We start from the raw sequence: 20395 nt of genomic DNA, 5'->3' as shown, positions 1-20395 counted from the left end.
GAAGTATTACTAACAATAATCATAGCCAACCTGTCTCTTGAAGAGTTTTAATATCGTCTTCAAACTCTTCCACATCATAGTGGATAGAGATATTCCGTTGAGCAAGTAATTGTTGAAACTCTACATAATTCATCTCAGCAATTTTACTAGCTTTACCGAGACTAACCCTTTCTTGTAGAAATAGCATCACCGCAATTTCTACTAATAGTTCACTCGCTGTCATTCGACTAGAATTTAGAATTTCATCAGAAATAGTTAAACTCATAATTTAATCTCCTTGAGAACAGCAAACTTTCTGCAAACTCAGGATTCCGAAGATTTGAAGTTAAGTAGTTTGGGTTGATTATAGCATTTGTTGTCTGAATGAGGATTTTCAGGATTTAAGGATTTACAAGATTTCAAGAATTTTGTGTTTATCAAAAAATATTTTTTCCTGAAAATAACTTAATCCTACTCATCCTGATTCAGATATTGTTATCATAATTGACAGAATTGCCAGATTAACAAGATTTCGTGGTAATCAAAAATATTTAATCTCTTAATCCTGAAAATCCTTAAATCCTGGATATCCTGATTCAGACATTTTTATTCGCAATTTAAATATGAAAATTCAACAAATTCATTCTTGGCCTAGCACAGTTGGAGAAGCTATAACAATTCAAGAAACCCTGCAAAATCAAGTAATTACTACAGATTTATTCAAAGAACCTATCAAGTACGTTGCAGGTGTGGATATGGGTTTTCTCGAAGATGGTAAAATTAGCCGTGCAGCAGTTGCAGTACTGAGTTTTCCTGATTTGCAAGTAGTCGAAACGAGTTTAGCATATCGTCCTACAACCTTTCCTTACATACCTGGTTTCCTCTCCTTTCGGGAAATACCCGCCCTTCTCGATGCTTTAGAAAAGATTCAAACTATACCTGATATAATATTGTGTGATGGTCAAGGAATTGCTCACCCTCGAAGATTAGGCATAGCTTGCCATTTAGGAGTAATCGTGGATATACCGACAATTGGTGTAGCGAAATCTTTGCTCATTGGTAAACATGAAGAATTACCAGAAGCTAAAGGAAGTTGGCAACCATTAATACATAAAAAAGAAACTATTGGCGCAGTTTTACGTACACGAACCGGAGTAAAACCTCTCTATATATCTAGTGGACATCGCATCAGCTTACCGACAGCAATTGACTATGTATTACGCTGCACGCCAAAATATCGGTTGCCAGAAACTACCCGCATTGCTGATAAATTAGCATCTGACAGATAAAGTGTAGATTTTGTAGATAAGTCTTTAAGGGAACACCAAAAAATAAATTACCCAAAACAAAAATTGTAGGGTGGGTTAGGACGGTAGTCCGTAACCCACCATAAACTTAAGGGATAATTGGTGGGTTACGCTGCGCTCTAGCGTTCGCACAGCGTGTGCTTTGCACTTAGCCATGCCCGCAAGGGCTTTACCCACCCTACAAATTAGAGCTTTGTTATCTGGAAGTCATTAAAGTTGATTTTCAAGACTTGCTTACTAACACCCAATCATGTTAGGAATCGCACTGTAAGGAGTTGAAGTAGCTAAATAAAAGTTACCTAAGAATAATGAACGCACTAACTTTACAGTGGCAAGATGCAGGACAGAGTAAAACTCAACAAATTTATGAGCAACAGTCTAGCAAAAATCCTGGTACTGTTCGCATCGGTCGTGACCCTTTTCGGTGCGATATTATTTTAACTCACCCGACTGTCTCTGGTTTACACGTTGAAATATTTTTTCATCCTCAACAAAAACGTTTTTATATTAGAAATGTGCGGGAATCAAACCCTCCACAAATAGATGGTAAATCACTCATTCAAGGTGAAATGCTGTTAAATGAAGGGAGCATAATTTATTTAGGACAGCAACAACTTCAAGTTACTGCAATTGCTATCAACAGTATTGCCTCAACAATTTTATTCCCACCTCAACAACCACCAGCCCAAACAGGATTTCACCACCATAAAAAATCACTCCCGACACAACCAAAACCAGTTTATGGTTTGCAATGTTCTAGATGTCATAAAGTTTCCCCACCAGAAAATCTACAAGTAGGTTGTCCTTGGTGTGGTACATCTTTAGCAGCGGCTGTAAGTGTATTAGTAGCACCGAAGAATTGAGTGCTGGGTCAATTTCTCCAATCACTAATGACTAATAACCAATGACTAATTTACAAATTCAATTAAGTTGGGAAGATCCAGCGACGGGAGAAAGACGAGAACCTAAGTTAAGTTTACCTATCGCTTTTGGTCGAGAATTTGCCCGTTTACCAACAGAAATTAGGGGTCAACGTGTCTCGCGGATGCTGCTAAATAGCAATGAAGTTTCTCGCTATCATGTCCTGATTGATTGGGAACAAGATTGGGAACAAAATCACTTTTTAGTAATTGACCAAAATAGTGTTAATGGTGTGTTGGTAAATGGTCAACGCCAAACACGCCGTCAGTTAGCTAATGGGGATACTTTACAAATTGGTCCCTATATAATGACGGTGCAATTTGGGATAAATACTGTTATTCCCACTCCTAATAATCCTTCTACAATTCTATTTAATCATAATACTAATCTTCCAGATCCTAGTTTATCCCCAGTCAGTCCTGTAACTCCTTTAGGAAGTAATTTTCCGCCCCCAGCATTTCAAGATGCAAAAGTTGATTTACAGGCGCTTCATGCTACGGGTTTACCAGTTGATGAATATGATTATTTAGCGATTGGTGCGGGTTTGGGTAGTTTTGTTTGGGTTGATTTATTAAGAATTAGTGGTATTAAAGCTGAGAAAATTATCGCTGTGGGATTAGAAGCGGAACCCTATGCTCGTTATAAACGGCTGTGTTTGAATTCGCAAATTCCTCTACATGAAAGATTGCGCTCTAATTCAGATTCTTGTCCTGATAATATTTGGGGTTGGCCTAGTTATGCTGTGAGGGAATTTTGGCATGATTTAACTAAAGGTCAATTAAATTCAGCATTTAAATATTTATGGCAGGTTTTTGGTGAACCAACTTTTGCGGAAACTTATACTCCCCGTTCTGGTAATGTTTTTGATTCTATAGATAGAGAAGCAAAACGTATTGGTTGGCATCAAATTTATCGTTATGGACGAGTTAGATCAATTCGCAAAACTGAAGATGGTAGATATTGCGTTGCTTATTCTCGCAGTCCGGGAAATTATGCTTTTTTAGTTTGTCGTTATTTACATTTGGCTACGGGATATCCTGCTATTCAGTTTCTCCCAGATTTGCAAGCTTATAGAGAAAAATATCAAGATTTTAAGTCTGTTGTGAATGCGTATGAAGCACACGATCATGTATATGAACAGTTAGAACGCCAAGGTGGGACTGTTTTGATTAGGGGACGGGGTATTGTGGCTTCGCGGATTTTGCAGCGGATTTATGAAGCGAGAAAGCAAAATCGCAATATTACAGTTTTGCATTTAATGCGATCGCCCAAACCCCAAGGCAACAAATTTCAAAAGTCCCAGCGTACCGTCAAAAATCACTACGAATTTCAACCCTTTAACTGGCCAAAAGCCTGTTGGGGTGGTGAACTGCGAGTTATGTTAGAAAAAGCCACCCCTGAAGAACGCCAGCGTCTATTAGCAGACTGGGGTGGAACTACTACCGCAGACCGTTTAGATTGGCAAAATATCACTGAACAAGGTATTAAAGAAGGTTGGTATCAAATTACCTTTGGTCAGGTAATGGACGTAGAACGAGATAACGAAAATCACACCATTACCCATATCCAAGAAAAAGGTTTTGGGGAAATGAAGCTAACTGCTGACTTTATTATTGATGCTACGGGATTAGATGCCAAAGTTGATGCTAATCCGTTGTTAGAAGATTTGGTTCAACATTACAATTTACCTCTAAATCATTTAGGGCGGTTAGTAGTAGCAAATAATTTTGAACTAGTAGAAATGCGGAATATCAAAGGTCAAATTTATGCCGCAGGGGCGATAACTTTAGGTGGCCCCTATGCAGCAGTTGATAGTTTCCTGGGTTTGCAGTATGCGGCTTTAGTTGCTGTTGATGGATTATACACAGCCCGTGCGCCGGGAGTTGGGCGTTTAAATACCTTTAGTTCCTTTGGCCAATGGCTAAAATGGATGTCAAATCAATCACCGTAATTCGTAATTCGTAATTCGTAATTCGTAATTCGTAATTCGTAATTTTACTACAATGACCAATGACTAATCGGCGGCTAATCGCAATGCAGGATCAGGAAAAAGACTTTTAAATCCAGTTAAACGCTCACTCAATGACTCTGAAGAATTATTCCAAAGAGTTTCATAATAGAAGAAAACTACACCTAATCCGCGCTGTTGGGCGGCTCGTACTTGATATTTAATTTGTCGCATTGATACGGGTTTAGTTCTTAAACCTGCCATAATTCCGACTCCAGTAGGAATTATTTGCTGTACTTCTTGCATTTCTGGGCGAGAAATTTTGGCGTTAAACTGCTCCATATCCTCTCGATAAACTTGCACAATTAGCTCATCTACTATGTTTAACCGCACCCAGTTGAGCCAATCTTGTAGTTGAAGCTTGTAAGCAAAATCGTAGTAATTAGGTGAAACTGAAAAAATTGCTTTTGGTTTTATTTGTTTTATACTTTCATTAAGTCTGATCATAAAATCTGTGATTTTATTCGCACGCCAGCTTACCCATTCTGGATCTTGAGCATCTAATGGGGGATTCTTTTTGGTTTCTTGGCGGTACAAGGCCACAGTGTATTTATCATAGCCAAATTCATGAGGTAAACTCATGTGATCATCAAATTGAATGCCATCAATGTCATAGTTATTAGCCAGTTCTAAAAGCAGATTAGTAATAAACTGTTGTACTTCTGGATGAAAGGGATTTAACCACATAACTTCACCAGCCGCACTAATGGAAGTTTGGCTACCGTTCCGTTTTTGTGTGAACCATTCTGGTTTATTTAATGCTAGTTCTGATGTAGGAGGAGCCATAAAACCAAACTCAAACCAAGGAACAACGAGTAAATTTTGGCGATGGGCTTGGTTAATTACATCGGCAAGAATATCATGCCCATCTGAACCTCGAAAAACAAATGGTTGAATATCTAAACGTTTAGCTACGACGCTAGGATACATGACGTAGCCAGAATTCCAAACTACGGGATAAATAGTATTAAAGTTAAGCTGTCGCAGTTTTTTGACAGAATCCTGGACTTTTTGACGATCTTTAAAAATGTTAAGATCGTTGTTGGTTATCCACACGCCGCGAATTTCTTGACGGGGCGTTTGGGCGGTAACGGGGGTGAAGCTATTTCCCCATAAAACGGCGACAAAGGAAATTAGAAATAACAGCGGAAACACACTTTTAACTAATTGATGATGCCAACTGAAAGATAAAATATTAAATTTCAGTGTTTTGTAGGATGTATTAAGTAAAGATTTATGCATCTGCATCAGATGGCGACGGAATTTATGAGTCATTTTGTCTACGAGCATGAGAAATTTTGCTTGTGCATTGTATTTTGCTGGGAGGGTAATCCAAGCTGATTGCGTAAATTCATAATTGTTGACGTAGCTATTGAAAATTAGTGCCTGATTTGACTATTTTCTCTAGCTAAGGCACTTGTTAAATTAATTTTTGTTTTTTATGTTCAGCATTGCAATATAGGAATCCTATTTGAGTTTTGTGAAAGTGGCCTGCGCTTTGCGCTTACATCTACTCTCTTTCTTCCCTATTCCCTGCCTCAAAGTCATTTTGATAAATTTGCCAAATTCACAGTTAAATTTCTGAAATTTTGAATATATTTTGATTTCTTAACAACATTTAATAATATCTTTATTTTTGACATTAAACAAGTAATATGATTGGCATTTGCCCAGAAATATATTAATAAAATTATAGGTATGCCCTGGCAATAGATAATTAATACTTATCAGTGCTGCCCTGTAGAAATCTGGAGATCGTTCTCATCAATCTCAGAAAGTCAAGACTTTTAGCCGAAAAGATAAAAAAGATACCATAGAATAGTGTAAAAATGTATAGAATCTTGTAAAGATATAAATCACACTGCTGTTTAAGATGCAAACCTTGAAGCCTTCCTCCTCAATGCTTTCTGTAGCGCCAAAAGTATGCCAGCCTTTAAAGATTGTTGCCTTGGGAGATAGCTTAGTATATGGATATGGCGACCCAGAAAAAGGCGGTTGGGTGGAACAACTACGACGGTGGTGGATGTTGCCGGATAGCGTCGGTCATGTACTATATAATTTGGGGGTTAGGGGCGATCGCACTCAGCAAGTTTCCCAAAGGCTAGAAATAGAATTTCGCCATCGCGGAGAAATCCGTAACCGTGTTCCTGACTTGATTATTTTATCTGTTGGAGTTAACGACACACCCCGCTTAGGTCGTCCCACAGGCAAAAATTACACAAATTTTACCCAATTTGAAACCGAAATCGCGGCATTATTAGACCAAGCCCAACAACTGTGTCCCGTCCTCTTTGTTGGTATGGTTCCCGTAGATGAAACCAAAATGCCGTTTCTCGATTGTTTATACTACAATCACGTTGACCAATATCGCTACAAAGAAGCCACCCGTAAAGCGTGTAAGCAACGGCAAATACCCTATTTAGATATTTTCGACCAATGGCTAGAAAGAGATGAATCCTGGCGCACTCAACGCATCAGCGCAGACGGACTTCACCCCAATACATTAGGCTATCAAGACCTGCTAGAATCTGTACTCAATTGGCCAGAATTAGCAAAATATCATTGTCAATTAGATTATCAAATAATGGCAGAAGTCATAAAGCAGGAAGCAGATTAGAACCAATTCATTTTTAATTGTTAATTTTAAATTTTTAATTGTTTATGACTCCAACTTTATTTGGTCGTTGGCAAACTCGATTATTATTATTAGCAACTGTCGGCGTATTAATATCTATACCTTTTGCTATTGGTTTAATTGGCAACCGTCCGCACACAGTTTATTTTTGGATTCTCGCCTATATCGCCATTTTTGGTTTAGGTTGGGATGTGCTTTATAACTATCTGCAAAAATCACGTTGGGATAGAGATTGGCCAGCAGCTTATCAACTTTTTGCAGGTATTTGGGAAATGGTATTTGTCTTTTGTGGAATTAAGATTTTTGGCTTTTTACCCATACCTATGCCTAAAGAAGAACTACCAATAGGGGTGTTTTTTCTGCATTATAGTTTTGTTTGGTTTGCTGTTTTTATTATGTCACAAAGTTTAATGAGGATTATTTTTCCTCGCTGGCGTTTTCGGGGTGGAGAGTGGTTTTAAAACGCAGAGGTATGAGGAGGTAAACGCAAAGGGTTTTTTAATTTGGTGCCGAGGATCCGATAATTTTTAGTCCTTGTTTTTCTTTTTCTGCAAGTTCTATGTTTGAGGTGAGGAGTTTTTCTAGAATGTCATCGTTAGGGTGAAAATCATAAGCTTGCATGACTAGTTTATCTAATTAAGGTAAAAACCTAATTAGCGCTAATCAAATTAAACCAGAAAATTGGCACATTTCAGAGGACGAGGCCAAATAAGCTCTACAAGCCAAAGGCTACAATGTCAAACAAATCAAAAAAATCAAAAAAATCCACGGACTCAAGCATCAGGCATTAGAAAACCGCCTGGATGTATTACAAGAAACATCTACACAAGCGGTTTTTCAGGATATTTAACAGGCAATATTAGCTGACAGAGGTAGCTAATTCTGCTAAACGCTCTTGCTGGTCTTGAGATATACAAGATTGGATCACCGTTTCTAAATCGCCTTCCAGAACAGGGTTTAGTGTGTAATTTTGACCTAAGCGATGATCAGTAACACGGCTATCTTTATAGTTATAAGTGCGAATTTTTTCAGAACGGGAACCTGTACCAACTTGCGATCGCCTCATAGAAGTGACAGCCTCTTGTTGTTCCCGTAACTTCATTTCATACAATTTAGCCCGCAAAATTTGCATCGCCCGTTCTTTGTTTTGCAACTGGCTGCGTTCTTCTGTACAAAAAATTCTGATTCCCGTGGGTTTGTGGAACAAGTCAGCGGCTGTTTCCACCTTGTTGACGTTTTGTCCACCAGCACCACCAGAACGGGCGGTACTCATTTCAATATCTTTCGGGTCAATATGAATTTCCACATCATCCACTTCTGGCATAATGGCGATAGTCGCTGTAGAAGTGTGAACCCTTCCCCCAGCTTCCGTGGCTGGTACGCGCTGCACCCGATGCACTCCAGCTTCAAACTTCAGCTTGCTGTAAACGCTGTCGCCTTGAATTTCCAGAATCACCTCTTTGAAGCCACCCATTTCACCCAGAGATTCACTGACTAGCTTCACTTTCCAACCCTGAGTATCAGCATAGCGGGAATACATTCGCAGCAAATCACCAGCCCAAATACTTGCTTCATCGCCACCAGTACCAGCGCGAATTTCCAACATGATGTTTTTATCATCATTGGGGTCACGGGGTAGCAGCAACACCTTCAAGCGGCTTTCTAGGTATTCAAGCTTTTCTACTAGCTCATTGACTTCCAACGCTGCCATTTCTTGCAACTCAGGATCGCTATTTGCCTCTTTCAGTACCTGACGCGCCCCTACCAATTCATCCTGGGAGGTTTTCCAAATTTCATAGGTATTGACTACCTCTTCCAAAGAAGAACGAGACTTGGCAATTTTTTGATACTCATCGGGGTTTTTAGCGGTATCAGGGTCGCCCAGGCGACGTGTTAATTCATTAAAGGTTTGTTCAACAGATTTCAGTTTCTCCAGCAGGTATGATTCAGCCATGATCAGGGCAACGCTCCTTAAAAAATAACTAGTGTGGCTTTCTGCATTAAATGACAATCGACCCTGCATCTATGTAGGGTCGTCGTTAACAGCTACAGCCAACCAGCTACTTTTTATCTTGGTCGTCGCCAGAGGTTTGAGTACTGCTCATACCGTATTTGCGGAGGAAGCGCTCAACTCGACCCTCAGCATCAATCATCTTCTGAGTACCAGTGTAAAAGGGGTGGTTTCCAGACCAAACGTCTACGTGTAGTTCAGGCTTAGTAGAACCAACGGTCATGACAACTTGACCGTTACAGTAGACCTTAGCCTCTGGATACCACTGGGGATGAATATCAGATTTAGCCATTGTTCCTTTTGTGGTGAATCTATACAAATTATAACTGGGACTGGGGACTGGGGACTGGGGACTGGGGACTGGGGAAAAATTTGAATAACCTTCAGCATAGCTGCCTCCTGCCTCCTGCCTCCTGCCTCCTGCCTTACCGCTTGGAATACTGAGGAGCTTTCCGAGCTTTGTGTAAACCGTATTTTTTCCGTTCTTTAGCTCGTGGGTCACGAGTTAAGTAGCCTTCGGTTTTCAAAGGTGGACGGTTATCGGGGTCTAATTGGCACAAAGCACGAGCAACACCCAAGCGAATAGAATCTGCTTGTCCTGTCAAACCGCCGCCTACGGCCTTGACCAAAATGTCATATTCGTTTTCTAGTCCCAAAGTTTCCAAGGGCGCTTTGATGACTCCCAGGTAATTGGCGTTGAATTGGAAGTACAACACTCCATCTTTGCCATTCACAATCAACTTGCCTTCACCTGGAACTAGGCGTACACTGGCGACTGCGGACTTACGACGGCCAGTACCCCAGTACACGGCGCGACCGCTATTGGTTTCTACTGCGACCATTAATTTTCTCCAGGAATTGTACTAATGTTTAATTCTTTGGGTTGTTGAGCCTCATGGGGATGAGTAGGCCCAGCGTATACTTTCAGTTTGGTAAACAACTGCTTACCCAAGCTATTTTTAGGCAGCATACCTTTAACAGCTTGTTCTAAAATCCTTTCTGGTAGGCGCTGTTGCAGCTTGGCGAAGGTTTCTGTCTTCATCCCGCCGGGACGACCAGAATGGCGACGGTAGAGTTTTTGGGTACGTTTTTTGCCTGTAACTGCTACTTTTTCGGCGTTGATGACAACAACGAAATCACCTGTGTCCATATGGGGGGTATATTCAGCCTTTCTTTTCCCTCTCAAGACCATAGCGATTTCGCTGGCCAGGCGACCAAGGCGTTTATCGGTGGCATCTACTACGTACCACTCGCGCTCAAGGGATGCTTGAGGAGGAAGGTATGTTTTACTACTCATTGTTATTTATCCTTTGTTTTTGTTCTTGGTCAGTTGTCAGTGGAAGAAGGCAAGAGGCAAAAGGCAAGAATTTTTTAATTGATGTTTTCCCTATTCCTTGTCACCAATGACTAATAACCAAACACTAAATATGGTTGGGTGTCGTACCAAATTTCCGGAGGAAAGGGAAAATCGGGATAGCCTACTCGTAACAAGCATAAACCTTGGGGAGGCGCGGCGTATTTTACTTCTTCCCGGCGTTCTTCTTTCCAGATTTCGGTAAAGTTAGCCAGCGTCCTTTGTCCAGAACCCACTTGTACGAGCATTCCTAACAACAGGCGTACCATGCCATATAAGAATCCATTAGCCTGAATTTCAATATGGATAAACGACCCATTGCGACGACACTCTGCTGCCTGTACCTCTACCCAGGAATGCGATCGCGCTGAACCGGCTCGATGAAAGGCAGCTAAATGATGTTTTCCCAGCAGTGGTTCGAGGGCAGCTTGGATTAAGGATTCATCCAGGGGTGCATAATAATAATGCCAACTGAAGCGGTTCACGAACAAGTTCGGTAGAGCCTCAGTATAGATTGTGTAGCGATACCGTCGAGAGTCTGCACTAAAGCGAGCGTGCCAACGATCACTTACACCCGCTGAAGCCCTAATTAATATATCTGGAGGCAGATAGCTGTTCAGAACTGTTGCCCATTTGTGAGCCGGGATGAAACCTGTAGCGTCAAAATGGGCTACTTGAGCAGCGGCGTGAACTCCGGCATCGGTTCTCCCTGCGCCGTGAAGTGTCACATGATACCCCAGAATAGTAGCTATAGCTGTTTCTATTTCTTCCTGGACGGTTCGCTGGCGTGATTGCCGTTGCCAGCCATGAAACTGAGTACCTAAGTACTGAATGACCAAGGCTACTCGATGAGTTGCTGTAGGCTCGCGGCTATCTAACATATCAATCAATTTTAGATTTGTGATTTGTGATTTTAGATTTAATCCCAAATCCAAAATCCAAAATCCAAAATATGGTTACACCAGTTCAATGATTGCCATTTCAGCATTGTCACCGCGACGGGGTACGGTATGCAGGATACGAGTATAACCCCCTTGACGGTTGCCATAGCGAGTAGGAGCTTGCTCAAATAGAGCATGAACCAGTGTTTTGTCGTAGATATAGCCCAGGGCTTCCCGACGTGCTGCTAAGGAGCCATTTTTGGCGAGGGTAATCATTTTATCCACTTCACTTCGCAGGACTTTAGCGCGGATTAAAGTGGTGGTGATTCGACCATGACGGATGACTTCTGTGGTTAGCGCTCGCAACAGGGCGCGGCGCTGGTCTGCTGGTTTACTGAGTTTTTTGACTCGACAACGGTGACGCATAATAATGCACTGTGAATTATTAAAAATGGAAATTTAAGCGTGCTTAGAGCCTCTTTCTTGGGGTAAAGTTATTCCTAAACGTCGCTGTAAAGCTTCTACTACTTCTTCTGCGGACTTCTGACCGAAGTTTTTAATTTCGAGTAGGTCTTCTTGGGTGTAATCCAATAAGTCTGCCACAGAGTTAACTTGCGCTCGTTTGAGACAGTTATATGCCCGTACAGAAAGTTGCAACTCTTCAATCGGAATCTGAGCAGTTGGGTCATCTGGGATATCTGAACCTGTATCAGTTGGTTCCAGGGAGATATCTTTCAATGGGTTGAATAAATCTACCAAAATTCCAGCTGCCGAAGATAGGGCTTCTTGAGGAGAAAGACTGCCATTTGTCCAAACTTCTAATAGCAGTCGGTCTTTGAGCGATCCATCTCCACGCGCTTCTTCAACGCTATAGTTGACTTTTCGCACTGGCATAAATATTGAGTCGATTTGCAGAAAGTCCAAAGATGTGGCTTCTTCCCTTCCTCGCTCAACAGTGCGATATCCTTTGCCTCGTTCAATCCGAAATTCCATTTCCAGTTTGCCGCCATCCGCTAAGGTAGCTACATACTGGGTGGGATCAATGACTTCTACTTCACTGGGTAAATCAAAATGTGCCGCAGTGACTGTTACTGGTCCGTTAACGAGTAACCGACCAATCTGAGGTTGAGAGGAATAACTTTTGAGAATGACTTCCTTCATTCGCATGAGGATTTCCAGCACGTCTTCTCGCACGCCTGGAACTGTGGCAAACTCGTGGCTAACCCCAGCAATCCGCACTGCTGTAACCGCTGTACCCTCTAGATTGGACAGTAAAACCCGCCGCAGCGCGTTGCCAACTGTTGTTCCTTGACCGCGCTCTAGAGGTTCCAGAACAAATTTACTGTAATGGCTTCGACTTTCCTCAGTATTAGACTCTACACATTCAATTTGAAACTGCGCCACGGAGTAGCCTCCCTTTTTAAGGTGCTGCTAGCAGGCAAATTAATTGCCTCTCGAATTTACTTTCTGACCTGAGATTTTGTTGAGGCTGATCAAACTACGAACATTAAGAAAGGTTGTAAAGTTTGATGCCCCAATTTGACCCACAGGCACTGATAATTTGTGGATGAACCAAAATTTGATCAGTCCTGCCTGTGAGAATACCTGATTTGTTGCACCTGTCACCCAACGGTTCTGAAGTAGACAAGTATTTGCTCTGCTTTGGCAGTTTATACTTTGTACGCTCCAATTGCAGGTGATTTCCCCTAGCTTTGGCTTTCGTCTAAGCGTGATTAACAAGTTTTGTTTAAACTCGACGGCGCTTGGGCGGACGGCAACCATTGTGAGGAATCGGGGTAATATCCCGAATCAGGGTAATTTCTAATCCTGCTCCTTGAAGTGCGCGGATAGCAGTTTCTCTACCTGCTCCAGGTCCGCTGACCATTACCTCAATTTGGCGCATTCCTTGATCAATGGCTCTACGGGCTGCACTTTCAGCTGCTGTTTGTGCTGCAAAGGGTGTTCCCTTTTTTGCCCCCTTAAATCCACTAGAACCAGCACTTGCCCAGGAGATGACATCTCCATTTTGATCTGTAATAGAGACAATGCTATTGTTAAAAGTAGACTGGATGTAGGCAATACCGTTGGGTACGTTCCGTTTCTGCTTCTTGCTCCCGGATTTTTTAGTTGGTTGTCTGGCCATATTTGTTTAGTGAATTTAAGGTAAAACTTGCTTCTATGAGCAAGTGCTGAAAAATTATTTGCCAGGGGCTTTTTTCTTCCCAGCTACTGTCTGCCTTCTACCACGTCTGGTTCTAGCATTGGTGCGGGTTCTTTGGCCTCTGACGGGTAATCCCATGCGATGGCGACGACCTCTGTAAGTGCCTATATCAACTAGACGCTTGATATTCATCGCTTCTAAGCGCCGCAAGTCACCTTCGACTTGATAGTTGCTTTCTATTTCTCCCCGCAGGGCGGCAACATCGGCATCACTTAAGTCTTTAACGCGGGTGTCTGGGTTCACACCGGTCGCTGCTAAGATTTCTTGCGACCTTGATAACCCAATTCCGTAAATGTAAGTCAGACCAATTTCTACACGCTTGTCGCGTGGAAGGTCTACTCCGGAGATCCGTGCCACAATTAATCTCTCCCTATTTTTCTGGTAATCGCAGTTGGCAAAACGTGATTAATCGCGTCTTTTCGTTTGAATGGTGATCTGGTATGGTACCAAGCTCTTTTAGTCAGAGCGCTATCCTTGACGTTGTTTGTGCTTGGGGTTAACACAAATCACCATGACGCGACCACGGCGTTTGATCACGTTACATTTTTCACAAATTTTCTTGACTGAGGCTCTGACTTTCATGCCTTTTCTAATTGACTCCAAATAGTAAATTATAGCATTTCTAGAGAAAATAATTCAGTTAAGTAACTGGGAAAACCCCAAAAAAAGCTGCTTTATGGTAAGATTTTCTGCATAGATTTACTTTTTCCGCAGTCTATAGGTAATTCTGCCTTTTGTTAAGTCATAGGGCGTTAACTCCACTTTGACGCGATCGCCGGGTAAAATTTTGATGTAATTACGGCGAATCTTGCCAGAAATGTGTGCTAATACGTTAAAGCCATTGTCTAGATCAACTCGAAACATTGCATTGGGCAATGACTCGGTGACCGTACCTTCCATTTCAATCAAATCTTGCTTAGACAATTTGTTTTTTCCTCAACTCAACAATCTCCTGTGACCAAGCAGTGCTTTCATCTGCACAAGAACACAATTTGAGAAATATATCAACAGTTTATTAATATATCTTAGCTAAAAGGGAACTGAGACTGGGATCTGGGGACTGGGAAAATTGCTCCCCCTGCTTCCCCTACCTCCCGGTCATTCTTAAGCAGCTATGAGATTTTTCAATGCGTCAGTGACTTCTGCTTGGGACTGATTGCCGTTAACAGTCAGGAGTTTTTGGCGATCGCTGTAATAATCGATCAGGGGTGCAGTTTCCTCGCGGTAAACCTCTAAACGACGACGAATCACTTCTTCGTTATCGTCTTTTCTTCCTCGTCCCAGCAAGCGGGTAATAACAACGTCGTCTGGTGCATCCAAGTTGACTACCCTTTCACCACCCTGTCCGATCTTTTGCAGTAATTCTGCCAAAAAAGCTGCTTGGGTTACTTTACGAGGAAAGCCGTCAAGAATCCAACCTGTTTTTGTATCTGGTTGATTAAGACGCTCTTCTACTAGATCCTGAACTAGTTGATCAGGAACTAACTCACCCTGATCCATGTAGCTTTGTGCTTTTATGCCCAAAGGTGTTTGGTCTTGAATGGCTTGCCGTAATATATCACCAGTAGAAATATGGGGAATCTTCAAGAATTCAGCCAAAGTTATTGCCTGAGTTCCTTTACCAGCACCTGGTGGTCCCAAGAAGATTAAGCGAGTCACGATTATTTCACCATTCCTTCATAGCGCTGAGAAATCACATAAGTTTGGACTTGTTTTGCTGTCTCAATTGCCACACCTACCAGAATTAACAAAGATGTAGCACCCAATCCCTTAAAAGTTGGAACTTTCAAAGCACTTTCTACAGCTGTGGGAATAATCGCCACCAAGCCTAAAAAGATCGCACCCAAAAAAGTGAGTCTATTCGTTACACGCTCAATATACTCGCTTGTAGCTTTACCTGGACGAATGCCAGGAATACTAGAACCCATTTTTTTCAAGTTCTGAGCTACATCTACGGGGTTGAGAATCAACGACGAATAGAAGTAACTGAAGAAAACAATGGAAGTTAAATAAACTAGGGCGTATACCCACGGTGCAGAACCGCTAGGACTCAGGTAAGTGTTAACAATGTTGGCTAATTCTGGATTTTTGGTAAAATTGGCGATTAAAAGTGGCAAACTCAGGATTGCTGCTGCAAAAATAATCGGCATGACACCGCCAGAATTGAGGCGTAGGGGTAAATAACTCCGCTGCTCTGCCAAAACTCGTCTACCCACTTGGCGACGAGCAGAAATAATCGGGATGCGGCGCATTCCTTCCTGCACAAAGACAATCCCCACAATTGTGAGCAGGAATACTAAGACTAGAACGATGACGCGACCGACGATTTCCCGTCCCCCAACTTGTACTAAGTCGATGGTGTCGCCTAAAGATTTGGGTAGGGAAGCAACAATGTTGACAAAAATCAACAATGATGCACCATTACCTATGCCACGTTCTGTAATTAGTTCTGATGCCCACATGACAAACATAGAACCAGCGGTTAGAGCGATCGCTGTTTCAGCCACAAATAGTGGGCCTGGGTTTAAGGCAAACTGTTGCAGAAATAATGCCGAAAAGGCCACGCTTTGTATAATTGCCCAAACGACAGTTACATAGCGGGTAATTTGGGATATTTTCCGCCGACCTGCCTCACCTTCATTTTTCTGTAAATTTTCTAAAGAAGGAATTGCTGCGGTGAGCAATTGGATGATAATGGACGCATTAATGAAAGGCAAAATCCCCAAGGCAAATACACCTAAAGTAGACAAGCCCCGTCCAGAAAATATATCCAATAAACCAAATACGGAATTATTGCCCGAAATGGCCTCAGCAAACCTAGCTCTATCAATTCCTGGTATGGGCAAAAAGATTCCCAGGCGAACCAAAATTAAAATACCGACGGTAACAAGCAGCCTACCTCTGAGTCCGGCTGCTTGGGCCATCTGCATAAAAGTTTCTTGAGCCGTTGGGGCTTTATCTCGACTGATCATAGAGTGCTACCTTTATAGTGAACCAGGCGCTGGAAGCGAGTTGGCTAGCTTTAAATTGCGCTTTCTTGGCTCAGGTTAAGACTTCACAACTCCCACCAGCTGCCTCAATTTTGCTCCGGGCTTGTCCGGTGAAAGCTGCTGCTTGCACCTTGAGCGGAATGCTCAATTCCCCATTACCCAAAATTTTCAATGGACCTTTAGCAGCGGTAAGGATACCTGCTTCTCTTAAAGAGGCTAAAGTTACTTCAGTGTTGGCAGGTAAGGAGGCTAACTTCTCTACATTAATCGTAGTGTAAATTTTACGATTAATAACTGGAAAGCCCTTCAGCTTGGGTAAGCGGCGGTACAATGGCTGTTGACCACCTTCAAACCCAGGTCGAGTACCACTACCAGAACGGGATTTCTGACCCCGCATCCCTAAACCTGCACTAGCGCCTTGTCCGGCAGAAATACCTCTACCTACACGCTTACGGCGTTTTTTTGAGCCTTTTTGAGGCTTAACATCGTTGAGTCTCATGATGTAATTAGTAGTTTTTTAGACTAATACTTAGTAAGAATGTCATCTACTAGATGTAGAGATTCTCAATAGCAATACCCCGATCTTCAGCAACTTCAGCAAAGGTTCGCAGTGTAGATAGGGCATTAACTGCGGCTCTAGCATTGTTGAGAGGATTGTTGGAACCGAGTTGTTTGGCGAGAACGTTACGAACTCCTGCCAACTCTAATACAGTCCGTACTGCTCCACCAGCAATTACCCCTGTACCTGGTGCTGCGGGTCGCATCATCACCTTAGCACCGCCACCAACGCCATCAATGGGGTGGGGGATAGAATTGGATTTGGTAATAGGAATATCAATCAGATGTTTTTTCCCGTCGGCGACGCCTTTTTTCACGGCACCAATTACATCTGAGGCTTTACCTACTCCCACGCCAACTTGACCGCGTTCGTTACCAACGACCACAATCGCCCGGAAGCTTAGTTTTTTACCACCTTTGACGACCTTACTCACTCGTCGGATCTGAATAACTCGCTCTTGCCAAGTGGTTTCTTCTTTTTTGGCACGTTTTGTTCTAGATTTACGCTCTGTTGCCATAATTAATGCTCTGGTGAACGTCAGTTGTGAGTCAGTGCGCTTTTGGGGATTTTCCCATGAGCATCTGACGTATGCCTACGGCACGCTGTGAGAATGCGTAGCGTCAGTTGTCAATTGTCATTTGTCTTTTGTCATTTGTTTTGATAGCTAATGACTCATGACTAATGACTAATGACGCATGATTTTAGAAATCTAAACCAGCCTCCCGTGCTGCATCAGCTAGTGCTTTAATGCGACCGTGATATAGGTTTCCACCGCGATCAAAGACCACTTGAGTAATACCTTTTTCTAGCGATCGCACTGCTATCAATTTACCAACTTGCGCTGATGCATCGCAGTTTGACCCAGAAGCTAAACCAGATTTCAACTCTGGTTCTACAGTTGATGCTGCCACCAGGGTTTGATGCTGTGTATCGTCAATTACCTGAACATAAATATGTTCATTAGAACGGAATACAGCCAGACGTGGACGTTCTGGTGAACCGCTAACTTTGCCACGAACGCGCCGATGGCGACGCTGTTTTGATTCTCTACGAGTAAGTTTCATGTTTACTTCTTACCACCCTTACCAGTCTTACCAGCTTTGCGTCTGACCACTTCACCGGCATAGCGAATGCCTTTACCTTTGTAAGGTTCGGGTGGACGAACTGCACGGACTTTAGCTGCTGTGTTGCCTACAATTTCTTTGTCATAGCCACTGACTATGACATTGGTCGTACCTTCAACTGCAAATTGAATTCCATCTGGTGGTTCTATTTGCACTTGATGGCTGTAACCCATATTTAAAACTAAGTTACGGCCTTGTACTTGGGCGCGGTAACCTACCCCTTGAATTTCCAACCGACGTTGAAAACCAATGGATACTCCCTCAACCATGTTGGCAACTAAAGTCCGGCTTAAACCGTGTAGTTGCCTAGATGTGCGGGTTTCATCCCGACGTGTTACTAATAATGTTTCCCCTTCCTGGGAGACTGTAACATTAGCAGGTAAAGTGCGTGAAAGTTCGCCTTTTGGACCTTTCACGACTACACTAGTGCCATCAATCGCCACTTGTACTTTGGCGGGAACAGTAATTGGACGTTTACCAATTCGAGACATGATTTTTTGTCAGTTGTTCAGTTGTCAGTTCTGAGTCAGCGCTCACAACAGGCGGTTTTCCTATTTAGGTGGAAGTCATTCCGTCTTGGGTGCGACTGAGGTTCACCTAAGCTATGCCGGAGGCATCACCCGTGAGGGTCAGTTGTCAGTTTTCGGTTGCACTGACTATTGACGTTCGCGAATGCGTGCCGGAAGCACTTGACGACTACCAAACGTAGCAAAGCACTTCACCACCTAAATTCTGACGGCGTGCTTCGCGGTCAGTCATTATACCACTGGATGTAGAAATAATGGCGATACCGATACCGCCTAGTACTCTTGGTAATTCTTTTCGATTGGAGTAAACTCGCAAACCGGGCTTACTCACTCGCTTCAAGGCAGTGATTAGGGGTTGGCGATTTTTGCCCTTGTATTTCAGGGAAATCACCAGATTGCGCGTTACCCCTTCTCCTGATTCTCCAAATTCAGCAATAAAGCCTTCGTTCTGTAGAACTTTAGCAATATTACGAGTCATTTTTGTTGCTGGCACTTGTGTAGTTTGATGCCTTGCCAGATTAGCATTGCGGATGCGCGTCAGCATATCTGCAATTGTGTCGTTAGCCGCCATCGTTCCCTCTTTAGATGAACTTATTGATCGCGAAAGGGCATTCCCATTTCTTTAAGTAAGGCGCGACCCTCTTCGTCATTTTTTGCTGTGGTGATGATAGAAATATCGAGACCACGGACTTGATCGATGCTGTCGTACTCGACTTCTGGAAAAATTAGCTGTTCTCTTACACCCAGAGTGTAGTTGCCCCGTCCGTCAAAGCTTTTGGGACTAACGCCGCGAAAGTCGCGGATTCTGGGCAATGAAAGGCTAACAAGTCGATCCAGAAAGGCATACATCCGTTCGCCTCTCAGAGTCACCATGATACCAACAGGCATACCTTGACGAATTTTGAAGCCAGCGATCGCCTTTTTTGCCCTTGTCACTACTGGTTTTTGACCAGTTATCAGTGCAATTTCGTTTAAAGACGCTTCTAATGCTTTAGCATTTTGAGCAGCTTCTCCCAAACCCCGGTTAATAGTTATTTTTACTACCTTTGGTACTTGATGTACGTTGGTGTATTGAAACTGATTAATCAGTTTGGGGACAATTGTCTCTTGGTATAAGTTTTTGAGTCTGGTTGTCGCCATAGTTGTTTGTCCTTATTATCCCTGGGCTTGGTCAGGGTCGCTGCCAATTAAAAATTAAAAATTCCAAATTAAAAAATTGAAACTATTCATTTTTAATTGTTAATTTTTAATTGTTGAGTATCTCGCCTGTTTTTTTGAGCATCCTGACTTTCTTACCCTCGGCGGTGAAAGTGTAGCAGACGCGACTGGCGACGTTTTGCTTGGTGGAATAAAGCATCACGTTAGAGCTATGAATTGGGAATTCCTGGGTGATGATCTGCCCCGATTCCCCTTCTTGCTGAGGTTTAACGTGTTTGGTTTTAATATTCACACCTTTGATAAGGACTTTGCTGAGTTGGGGTAGTGCTTTGATCACTTCACCAACTTTACCCTTATCTTTACCAGCGATCACTTGTACAGTGTCACCGGTTTTAACGTGCATTTTGTGGAAAACTTTTGGTTGTGGCTTTGCCATTACAGCACCTCTGGAGCCAGAGAAACAATTTTGGTGAAATTTTTATCGCGTAATTCCCGTGCCACTGGGCCAAAGACCCGTGTACCTCTGGGATTACCATCTTTGTTGATGATCACGGCGGCATTGTCATCAAAACGAATGCTCATACCGCTGTCTCTATTAATACTTTTTCTGGTACGCACAATGACAGCTTCTACAACATCAGACTTTTTTACAGCCATGTTGGGTGTGGACTCTTTGACAACGGCGATAATTTTATCGCCCACGCCACCGTAACGGCGGGG

Annotated in this window: 29 protein-coding genes; 5 read left to right on the top strand and 24 right to left on the bottom strand. The window is 42.6% G+C overall.

All coding sequences use genetic code 11. The features are described 5' to 3' along the window. Positions 1–19 precede the first annotated feature (19 nt). Positions 20–265 (bottom strand): UPF0175 family protein, encoded by a 246-nt coding sequence (locus A9Y75_RS21765; RefSeq protein ID WP_071191613.1) that lies wholly within the window; start codon positions 263–265, stop codon positions 20–22. Between the two features lie 337 nt (positions 266–602). Between A9Y75_RS21765 and nfi the strand changes: the two genes are divergently transcribed. The 3 genes from nfi to A9Y75_RS21750 all read left to right on the top strand — a co-directional run bounded on the left by nfi (position 603) and on the right by A9Y75_RS21750 (position 4158). After that, positions 603–1268 (top strand): deoxyribonuclease V, encoded by a 666-nt coding sequence (gene nfi, locus A9Y75_RS21760; protein ID WP_071191612.1) that lies wholly within the window; start codon positions 603–605, stop codon positions 1266–1268. A gap of 326 nt (positions 1269–1594) precedes the next feature. After that, positions 1595–2149, top strand: a complete 555-nt coding sequence (locus A9Y75_RS21755; protein ID WP_071191611.1) for an FHA domain-containing protein — start codon at positions 1595–1597, stop codon at positions 2147–2149. 41 nt (positions 2150–2190) lie between these two features. After that, on the top strand, positions 2191–4158 hold the full coding sequence (locus A9Y75_RS21750) for an FHA domain-containing protein (RefSeq protein WP_071191610.1): 1968 nt from the start codon (positions 2191–2193) through the stop codon (positions 4156–4158). A 63-nt stretch (positions 4159–4221) separates the two neighbouring features. Here the strand turns inward: A9Y75_RS21750 and A9Y75_RS21745 are convergent, their stop codons facing one another. Continuing rightward, complete coding sequence (locus tag A9Y75_RS21745; RefSeq protein WP_143046477.1) at positions 4222–5457, bottom strand: glycoside hydrolase family 10 protein; 1236 nt, start codon at positions 5455–5457, stop codon at positions 4222–4224. Positions 5458–6088: 631 nt separating this feature from the next. Here A9Y75_RS21745 and A9Y75_RS21740 point away from each other — a divergent pair. Together A9Y75_RS21740 and A9Y75_RS21735 are read left to right on the top strand one after the other, a co-directional pair. Continuing rightward, positions 6089–6832, top strand: coding sequence for a GDSL-type esterase/lipase family protein (locus tag A9Y75_RS21740; RefSeq protein WP_071191609.1), 744 nt, complete (start codon positions 6089–6091; stop codon positions 6830–6832). Between the two features lie 44 nt (positions 6833–6876). Beyond that, positions 6877–7311: a hypothetical protein gene (locus tag A9Y75_RS21735; protein WP_071191608.1), complete on the top strand. Its 435-nt coding sequence runs from the start codon at positions 6877–6879 to the stop codon at positions 7309–7311. Positions 7312–7348: 37 nt separating this feature from the next. On the opposite strand, the gene A9Y75_RS30275 is transcribed toward A9Y75_RS21735, so the two are convergent. The 22 genes from A9Y75_RS30275 to rplN all read right to left on the bottom strand — a co-directional run. Then, positions 7349–7471 carry a hypothetical protein gene (locus A9Y75_RS30275; RefSeq protein WP_269086325.1) on the bottom strand — a complete coding sequence of 41 codons (123 nt, stop codon included), beginning with the start codon at positions 7469–7471 and terminating at the stop codon, positions 7349–7351. A 238-nt stretch (positions 7472–7709) separates the two neighbouring features. Beyond that, positions 7710–8804 carry a peptide chain release factor 1 gene (gene prfA, locus A9Y75_RS21730; RefSeq protein ID WP_071191659.1) on the bottom strand — a complete coding sequence of 365 codons (1095 nt, stop codon included), beginning with the start codon at positions 8802–8804 and terminating at the stop codon, positions 7710–7712. A 106-nt stretch (positions 8805–8910) separates the two neighbouring features. After that, positions 8911–9153 carry a 50S ribosomal protein L31 gene (rpmE, locus tag A9Y75_RS21725; protein ID WP_016953017.1) on the bottom strand — a complete coding sequence of 81 codons (243 nt, stop codon included), beginning with the start codon at positions 9151–9153 and terminating at the stop codon, positions 8911–8913. Between the two features lie 133 nt (positions 9154–9286). Beyond that, complete coding sequence (rpsI, locus tag A9Y75_RS21720; RefSeq protein ID WP_071191607.1) at positions 9287–9703, bottom strand: 30S ribosomal protein S9; 417 nt, start codon at positions 9701–9703, stop codon at positions 9287–9289. Continuing rightward, positions 9703–10158, bottom strand: a complete 456-nt coding sequence (rplM, locus tag A9Y75_RS21715; RefSeq protein ID WP_071191606.1) for a 50S ribosomal protein L13 — start codon at positions 10156–10158, stop codon at positions 9703–9705. The genes rpsI and rplM overlap by 1 nt, the downstream gene beginning before the upstream one ends. 110 nt (positions 10159–10268) lie before the next feature. After that, complete coding sequence (gene truA, locus A9Y75_RS21710; protein WP_071191658.1) at positions 10269–11096, bottom strand: tRNA pseudouridine(38-40) synthase TruA; 828 nt, start codon at positions 11094–11096, stop codon at positions 10269–10271. 75 nt (positions 11097–11171) lie between these two features. Continuing rightward, positions 11172–11522 (bottom strand): 50S ribosomal protein L17, encoded by a 351-nt coding sequence (gene rplQ / locus A9Y75_RS21705; protein WP_071191605.1) that lies wholly within the window; start codon positions 11520–11522, stop codon positions 11172–11174. A gap of 33 nt (positions 11523–11555) precedes the next feature. Continuing rightward, positions 11556–12500: a DNA-directed RNA polymerase subunit alpha gene (locus tag A9Y75_RS21700; RefSeq protein WP_071191604.1), complete on the bottom strand. Its 945-nt coding sequence runs from the start codon at positions 12498–12500 to the stop codon at positions 11556–11558. 343 nt (positions 12501–12843) lie between these two features. Further along, positions 12844–13239: a 30S ribosomal protein S11 gene (gene rpsK, locus A9Y75_RS21695; protein ID WP_016953011.1), complete on the bottom strand. Its 396-nt coding sequence runs from the start codon at positions 13237–13239 to the stop codon at positions 12844–12846. A 54-nt stretch (positions 13240–13293) separates the two neighbouring features. Beyond that, positions 13294–13674, bottom strand: a complete 381-nt coding sequence (gene rpsM, locus A9Y75_RS21690) for a 30S ribosomal protein S13 (RefSeq protein ID WP_071191603.1) — start codon at positions 13672–13674, stop codon at positions 13294–13296. A gap of 111 nt (positions 13675–13785) precedes the next feature. Continuing rightward, a complete protein-coding gene (gene rpmJ / locus A9Y75_RS26885; protein ID WP_015129703.1) occupies positions 13786–13899 on the bottom strand; it encodes a 50S ribosomal protein L36 in 114 nt (37 codons plus the stop codon). A gap of 117 nt (positions 13900–14016) precedes the next feature. Next, the gene (gene infA / locus A9Y75_RS21685; protein ID WP_006276978.1) at positions 14017–14241 is read right to left on the bottom strand and encodes a translation initiation factor IF-1; all 225 of its coding nucleotides are present in this window, start codon (positions 14239–14241) and stop codon (positions 14017–14019) included. A gap of 180 nt (positions 14242–14421) precedes the next feature. Next, the gene (locus A9Y75_RS21680) at positions 14422–14976 is read right to left on the bottom strand and encodes an adenylate kinase (RefSeq protein WP_143046472.1); all 555 of its coding nucleotides are present in this window, start codon (positions 14974–14976) and stop codon (positions 14422–14424) included. A 2-nt stretch (positions 14977–14978) separates the two neighbouring features. Next, positions 14979–16289, bottom strand: coding sequence for a preprotein translocase subunit SecY (gene secY, locus A9Y75_RS21675; protein ID WP_071191601.1), 1311 nt, complete (start codon positions 16287–16289; stop codon positions 14979–14981). 70 nt (positions 16290–16359) lie between these two features. After that, positions 16360–16806 carry a 50S ribosomal protein L15 gene (rplO, locus tag A9Y75_RS21670; RefSeq protein ID WP_071191600.1) on the bottom strand — a complete coding sequence of 149 codons (447 nt, stop codon included), beginning with the start codon at positions 16804–16806 and terminating at the stop codon, positions 16360–16362. Positions 16807–16855: 49 nt separating this feature from the next. Continuing rightward, positions 16856–17383 (bottom strand): 30S ribosomal protein S5, encoded by a 528-nt coding sequence (gene rpsE, locus A9Y75_RS21665; RefSeq protein WP_016953007.1) that lies wholly within the window; start codon positions 17381–17383, stop codon positions 16856–16858. A gap of 184 nt (positions 17384–17567) precedes the next feature. Then, the gene (gene rplR, locus A9Y75_RS21660; RefSeq protein ID WP_071191599.1) at positions 17568–17930 is read right to left on the bottom strand and encodes a 50S ribosomal protein L18; all 363 of its coding nucleotides are present in this window, start codon (positions 17928–17930) and stop codon (positions 17568–17570) included. 2 nt (positions 17931–17932) lie between these two features. Next, positions 17933–18481: a 50S ribosomal protein L6 gene (rplF, locus tag A9Y75_RS21655; RefSeq protein ID WP_071191598.1), complete on the bottom strand. Its 549-nt coding sequence runs from the start codon at positions 18479–18481 to the stop codon at positions 17933–17935. A gap of 205 nt (positions 18482–18686) precedes the next feature. Further along, entirely contained in the window at positions 18687–19088 is a 402-nt protein-coding gene (rpsH, locus tag A9Y75_RS21650) for a 30S ribosomal protein S8 (RefSeq protein WP_071191597.1), read from the bottom strand. 20 nt (positions 19089–19108) lie between these two features. Next, positions 19109–19657 carry a 50S ribosomal protein L5 gene (gene rplE, locus A9Y75_RS21645; RefSeq protein ID WP_071191596.1) on the bottom strand — a complete coding sequence of 183 codons (549 nt, stop codon included), beginning with the start codon at positions 19655–19657 and terminating at the stop codon, positions 19109–19111. A 106-nt stretch (positions 19658–19763) separates the two neighbouring features. Continuing rightward, complete coding sequence (rplX, locus tag A9Y75_RS21640; protein ID WP_071191595.1) at positions 19764–20111, bottom strand: 50S ribosomal protein L24; 348 nt, start codon at positions 20109–20111, stop codon at positions 19764–19766. Then, positions 20111–20395: 50S ribosomal protein L14 (gene rplN / locus A9Y75_RS21635; protein ID WP_071191594.1), on the bottom strand; the 285-nt coding region annotated here is incomplete at its 5' end. The genes rplN and rplX, both read right to left, overlap by 1 nt.

Origin of the sequence: Trichormus sp. NMC-1, from assembly GCF_001858025.1 — a bacterium.
GTDB lineage: Bacteria > Cyanobacteriota > Cyanobacteriia > Cyanobacteriales > Nostocaceae > Anabaena.
Note: the sequence above shows the minus strand (reverse complement) of the source record. Positions and strands in the feature narration are given on the sequence as shown.

Coding starts and splice junctions, on each gene's coding strand:
- A9Y75_RS21765 (WP_071191613.1), bottom strand. CDS start 265: ATGAGTTTAACTATTTCTGATGAAATTCTAAATTCTAGTCGAATGACA.
- nfi (WP_071191612.1), top strand. CDS start 603: ATGAAAATTCAACAAATTCATTCTTGGCCTAGCACAGTTGGAGAAGCT.
- A9Y75_RS21755 (WP_071191611.1), top strand. CDS start 1,595: ATGAACGCACTAACTTTACAGTGGCAAGATGCAGGACAGAGTAAAACT.
- A9Y75_RS21750 (WP_071191610.1), top strand. CDS start 2,191: ATGACTAATTTACAAATTCAATTAAGTTGGGAAGATCCAGCGACGGGA.
- A9Y75_RS21745 (WP_143046477.1), bottom strand. CDS start 5,457: ATGCATAAATCTTTACTTAATACATCCTACAAAACACTGAAATTTAAT.
- A9Y75_RS21740 (WP_071191609.1), top strand. CDS start 6,089: ATGCAAACCTTGAAGCCTTCCTCCTCAATGCTTTCTGTAGCGCCAAAA.
- A9Y75_RS21735 (WP_071191608.1), top strand. CDS start 6,877: ATGACTCCAACTTTATTTGGTCGTTGGCAAACTCGATTATTATTATTA.
- A9Y75_RS30275 (WP_269086325.1), bottom strand. CDS start 7,471: ATGCAAGCTTATGATTTTCACCCTAACGATGACATTCTAGAAAAACTC.
- prfA (WP_071191659.1), bottom strand. CDS start 8,804: ATGGCTGAATCATACCTGCTGGAGAAACTGAAATCTGTTGAACAAACC.
- rpmE (WP_016953017.1), bottom strand. CDS start 9,153: ATGGCTAAATCTGATATTCATCCCCAGTGGTATCCAGAGGCTAAGGTC.
- rpsI (WP_071191607.1), bottom strand. CDS start 9,703: ATGGTCGCAGTAGAAACCAATAGCGGTCGCGCCGTGTACTGGGGTACT.
- rplM (WP_071191606.1), bottom strand. CDS start 10,158: ATGAGTAGTAAAACATACCTTCCTCCTCAAGCATCCCTTGAGCGCGAG.
- truA (WP_071191658.1), bottom strand. CDS start 11,096: ATGTTAGATAGCCGCGAGCCTACAGCAACTCATCGAGTAGCCTTGGTC.
- rplQ (WP_071191605.1), bottom strand. CDS start 11,522: ATGCGTCACCGTTGTCGAGTCAAAAAACTCAGTAAACCAGCAGACCAG.
- rpsK (WP_016953011.1), bottom strand. CDS start 13,239: ATGGCCAGACAACCAACTAAAAAATCCGGGAGCAAGAAGCAGAAACGG.
- rpmJ (WP_015129703.1), bottom strand. CDS start 13,899: ATGAAAGTCAGAGCCTCAGTCAAGAAAATTTGTGAAAAATGTAACGTG.
- secY (WP_071191601.1), bottom strand. CDS start 16,289: ATGATCAGTCGAGATAAAGCCCCAACGGCTCAAGAAACTTTTATGCAG.
- rplO (WP_071191600.1), bottom strand. CDS start 16,806: ATGAGACTCAACGATGTTAAGCCTCAAAAAGGCTCAAAAAAACGCCGT.
- rpsE (WP_016953007.1), bottom strand. CDS start 17,383: ATGGCAACAGAGCGTAAATCTAGAACAAAACGTGCCAAAAAAGAAGAA.
- rplR (WP_071191599.1), bottom strand. CDS start 17,930: ATGAAACTTACTCGTAGAGAATCAAAACAGCGTCGCCATCGGCGCGTT.
- rplF (WP_071191598.1), bottom strand. CDS start 18,481: ATGTCTCGAATTGGTAAACGTCCAATTACTGTTCCCGCCAAAGTACAA.
- rpsH (WP_071191597.1), bottom strand. CDS start 19,088: ATGGCGGCTAACGACACAATTGCAGATATGCTGACGCGCATCCGCAAT.
- rplE (WP_071191596.1), bottom strand. CDS start 19,657: ATGGCGACAACCAGACTCAAAAACTTATACCAAGAGACAATTGTCCCC.
- rplX (WP_071191595.1), bottom strand. CDS start 20,111: ATGGCAAAGCCACAACCAAAAGTTTTCCACAAAATGCACGTTAAAACC.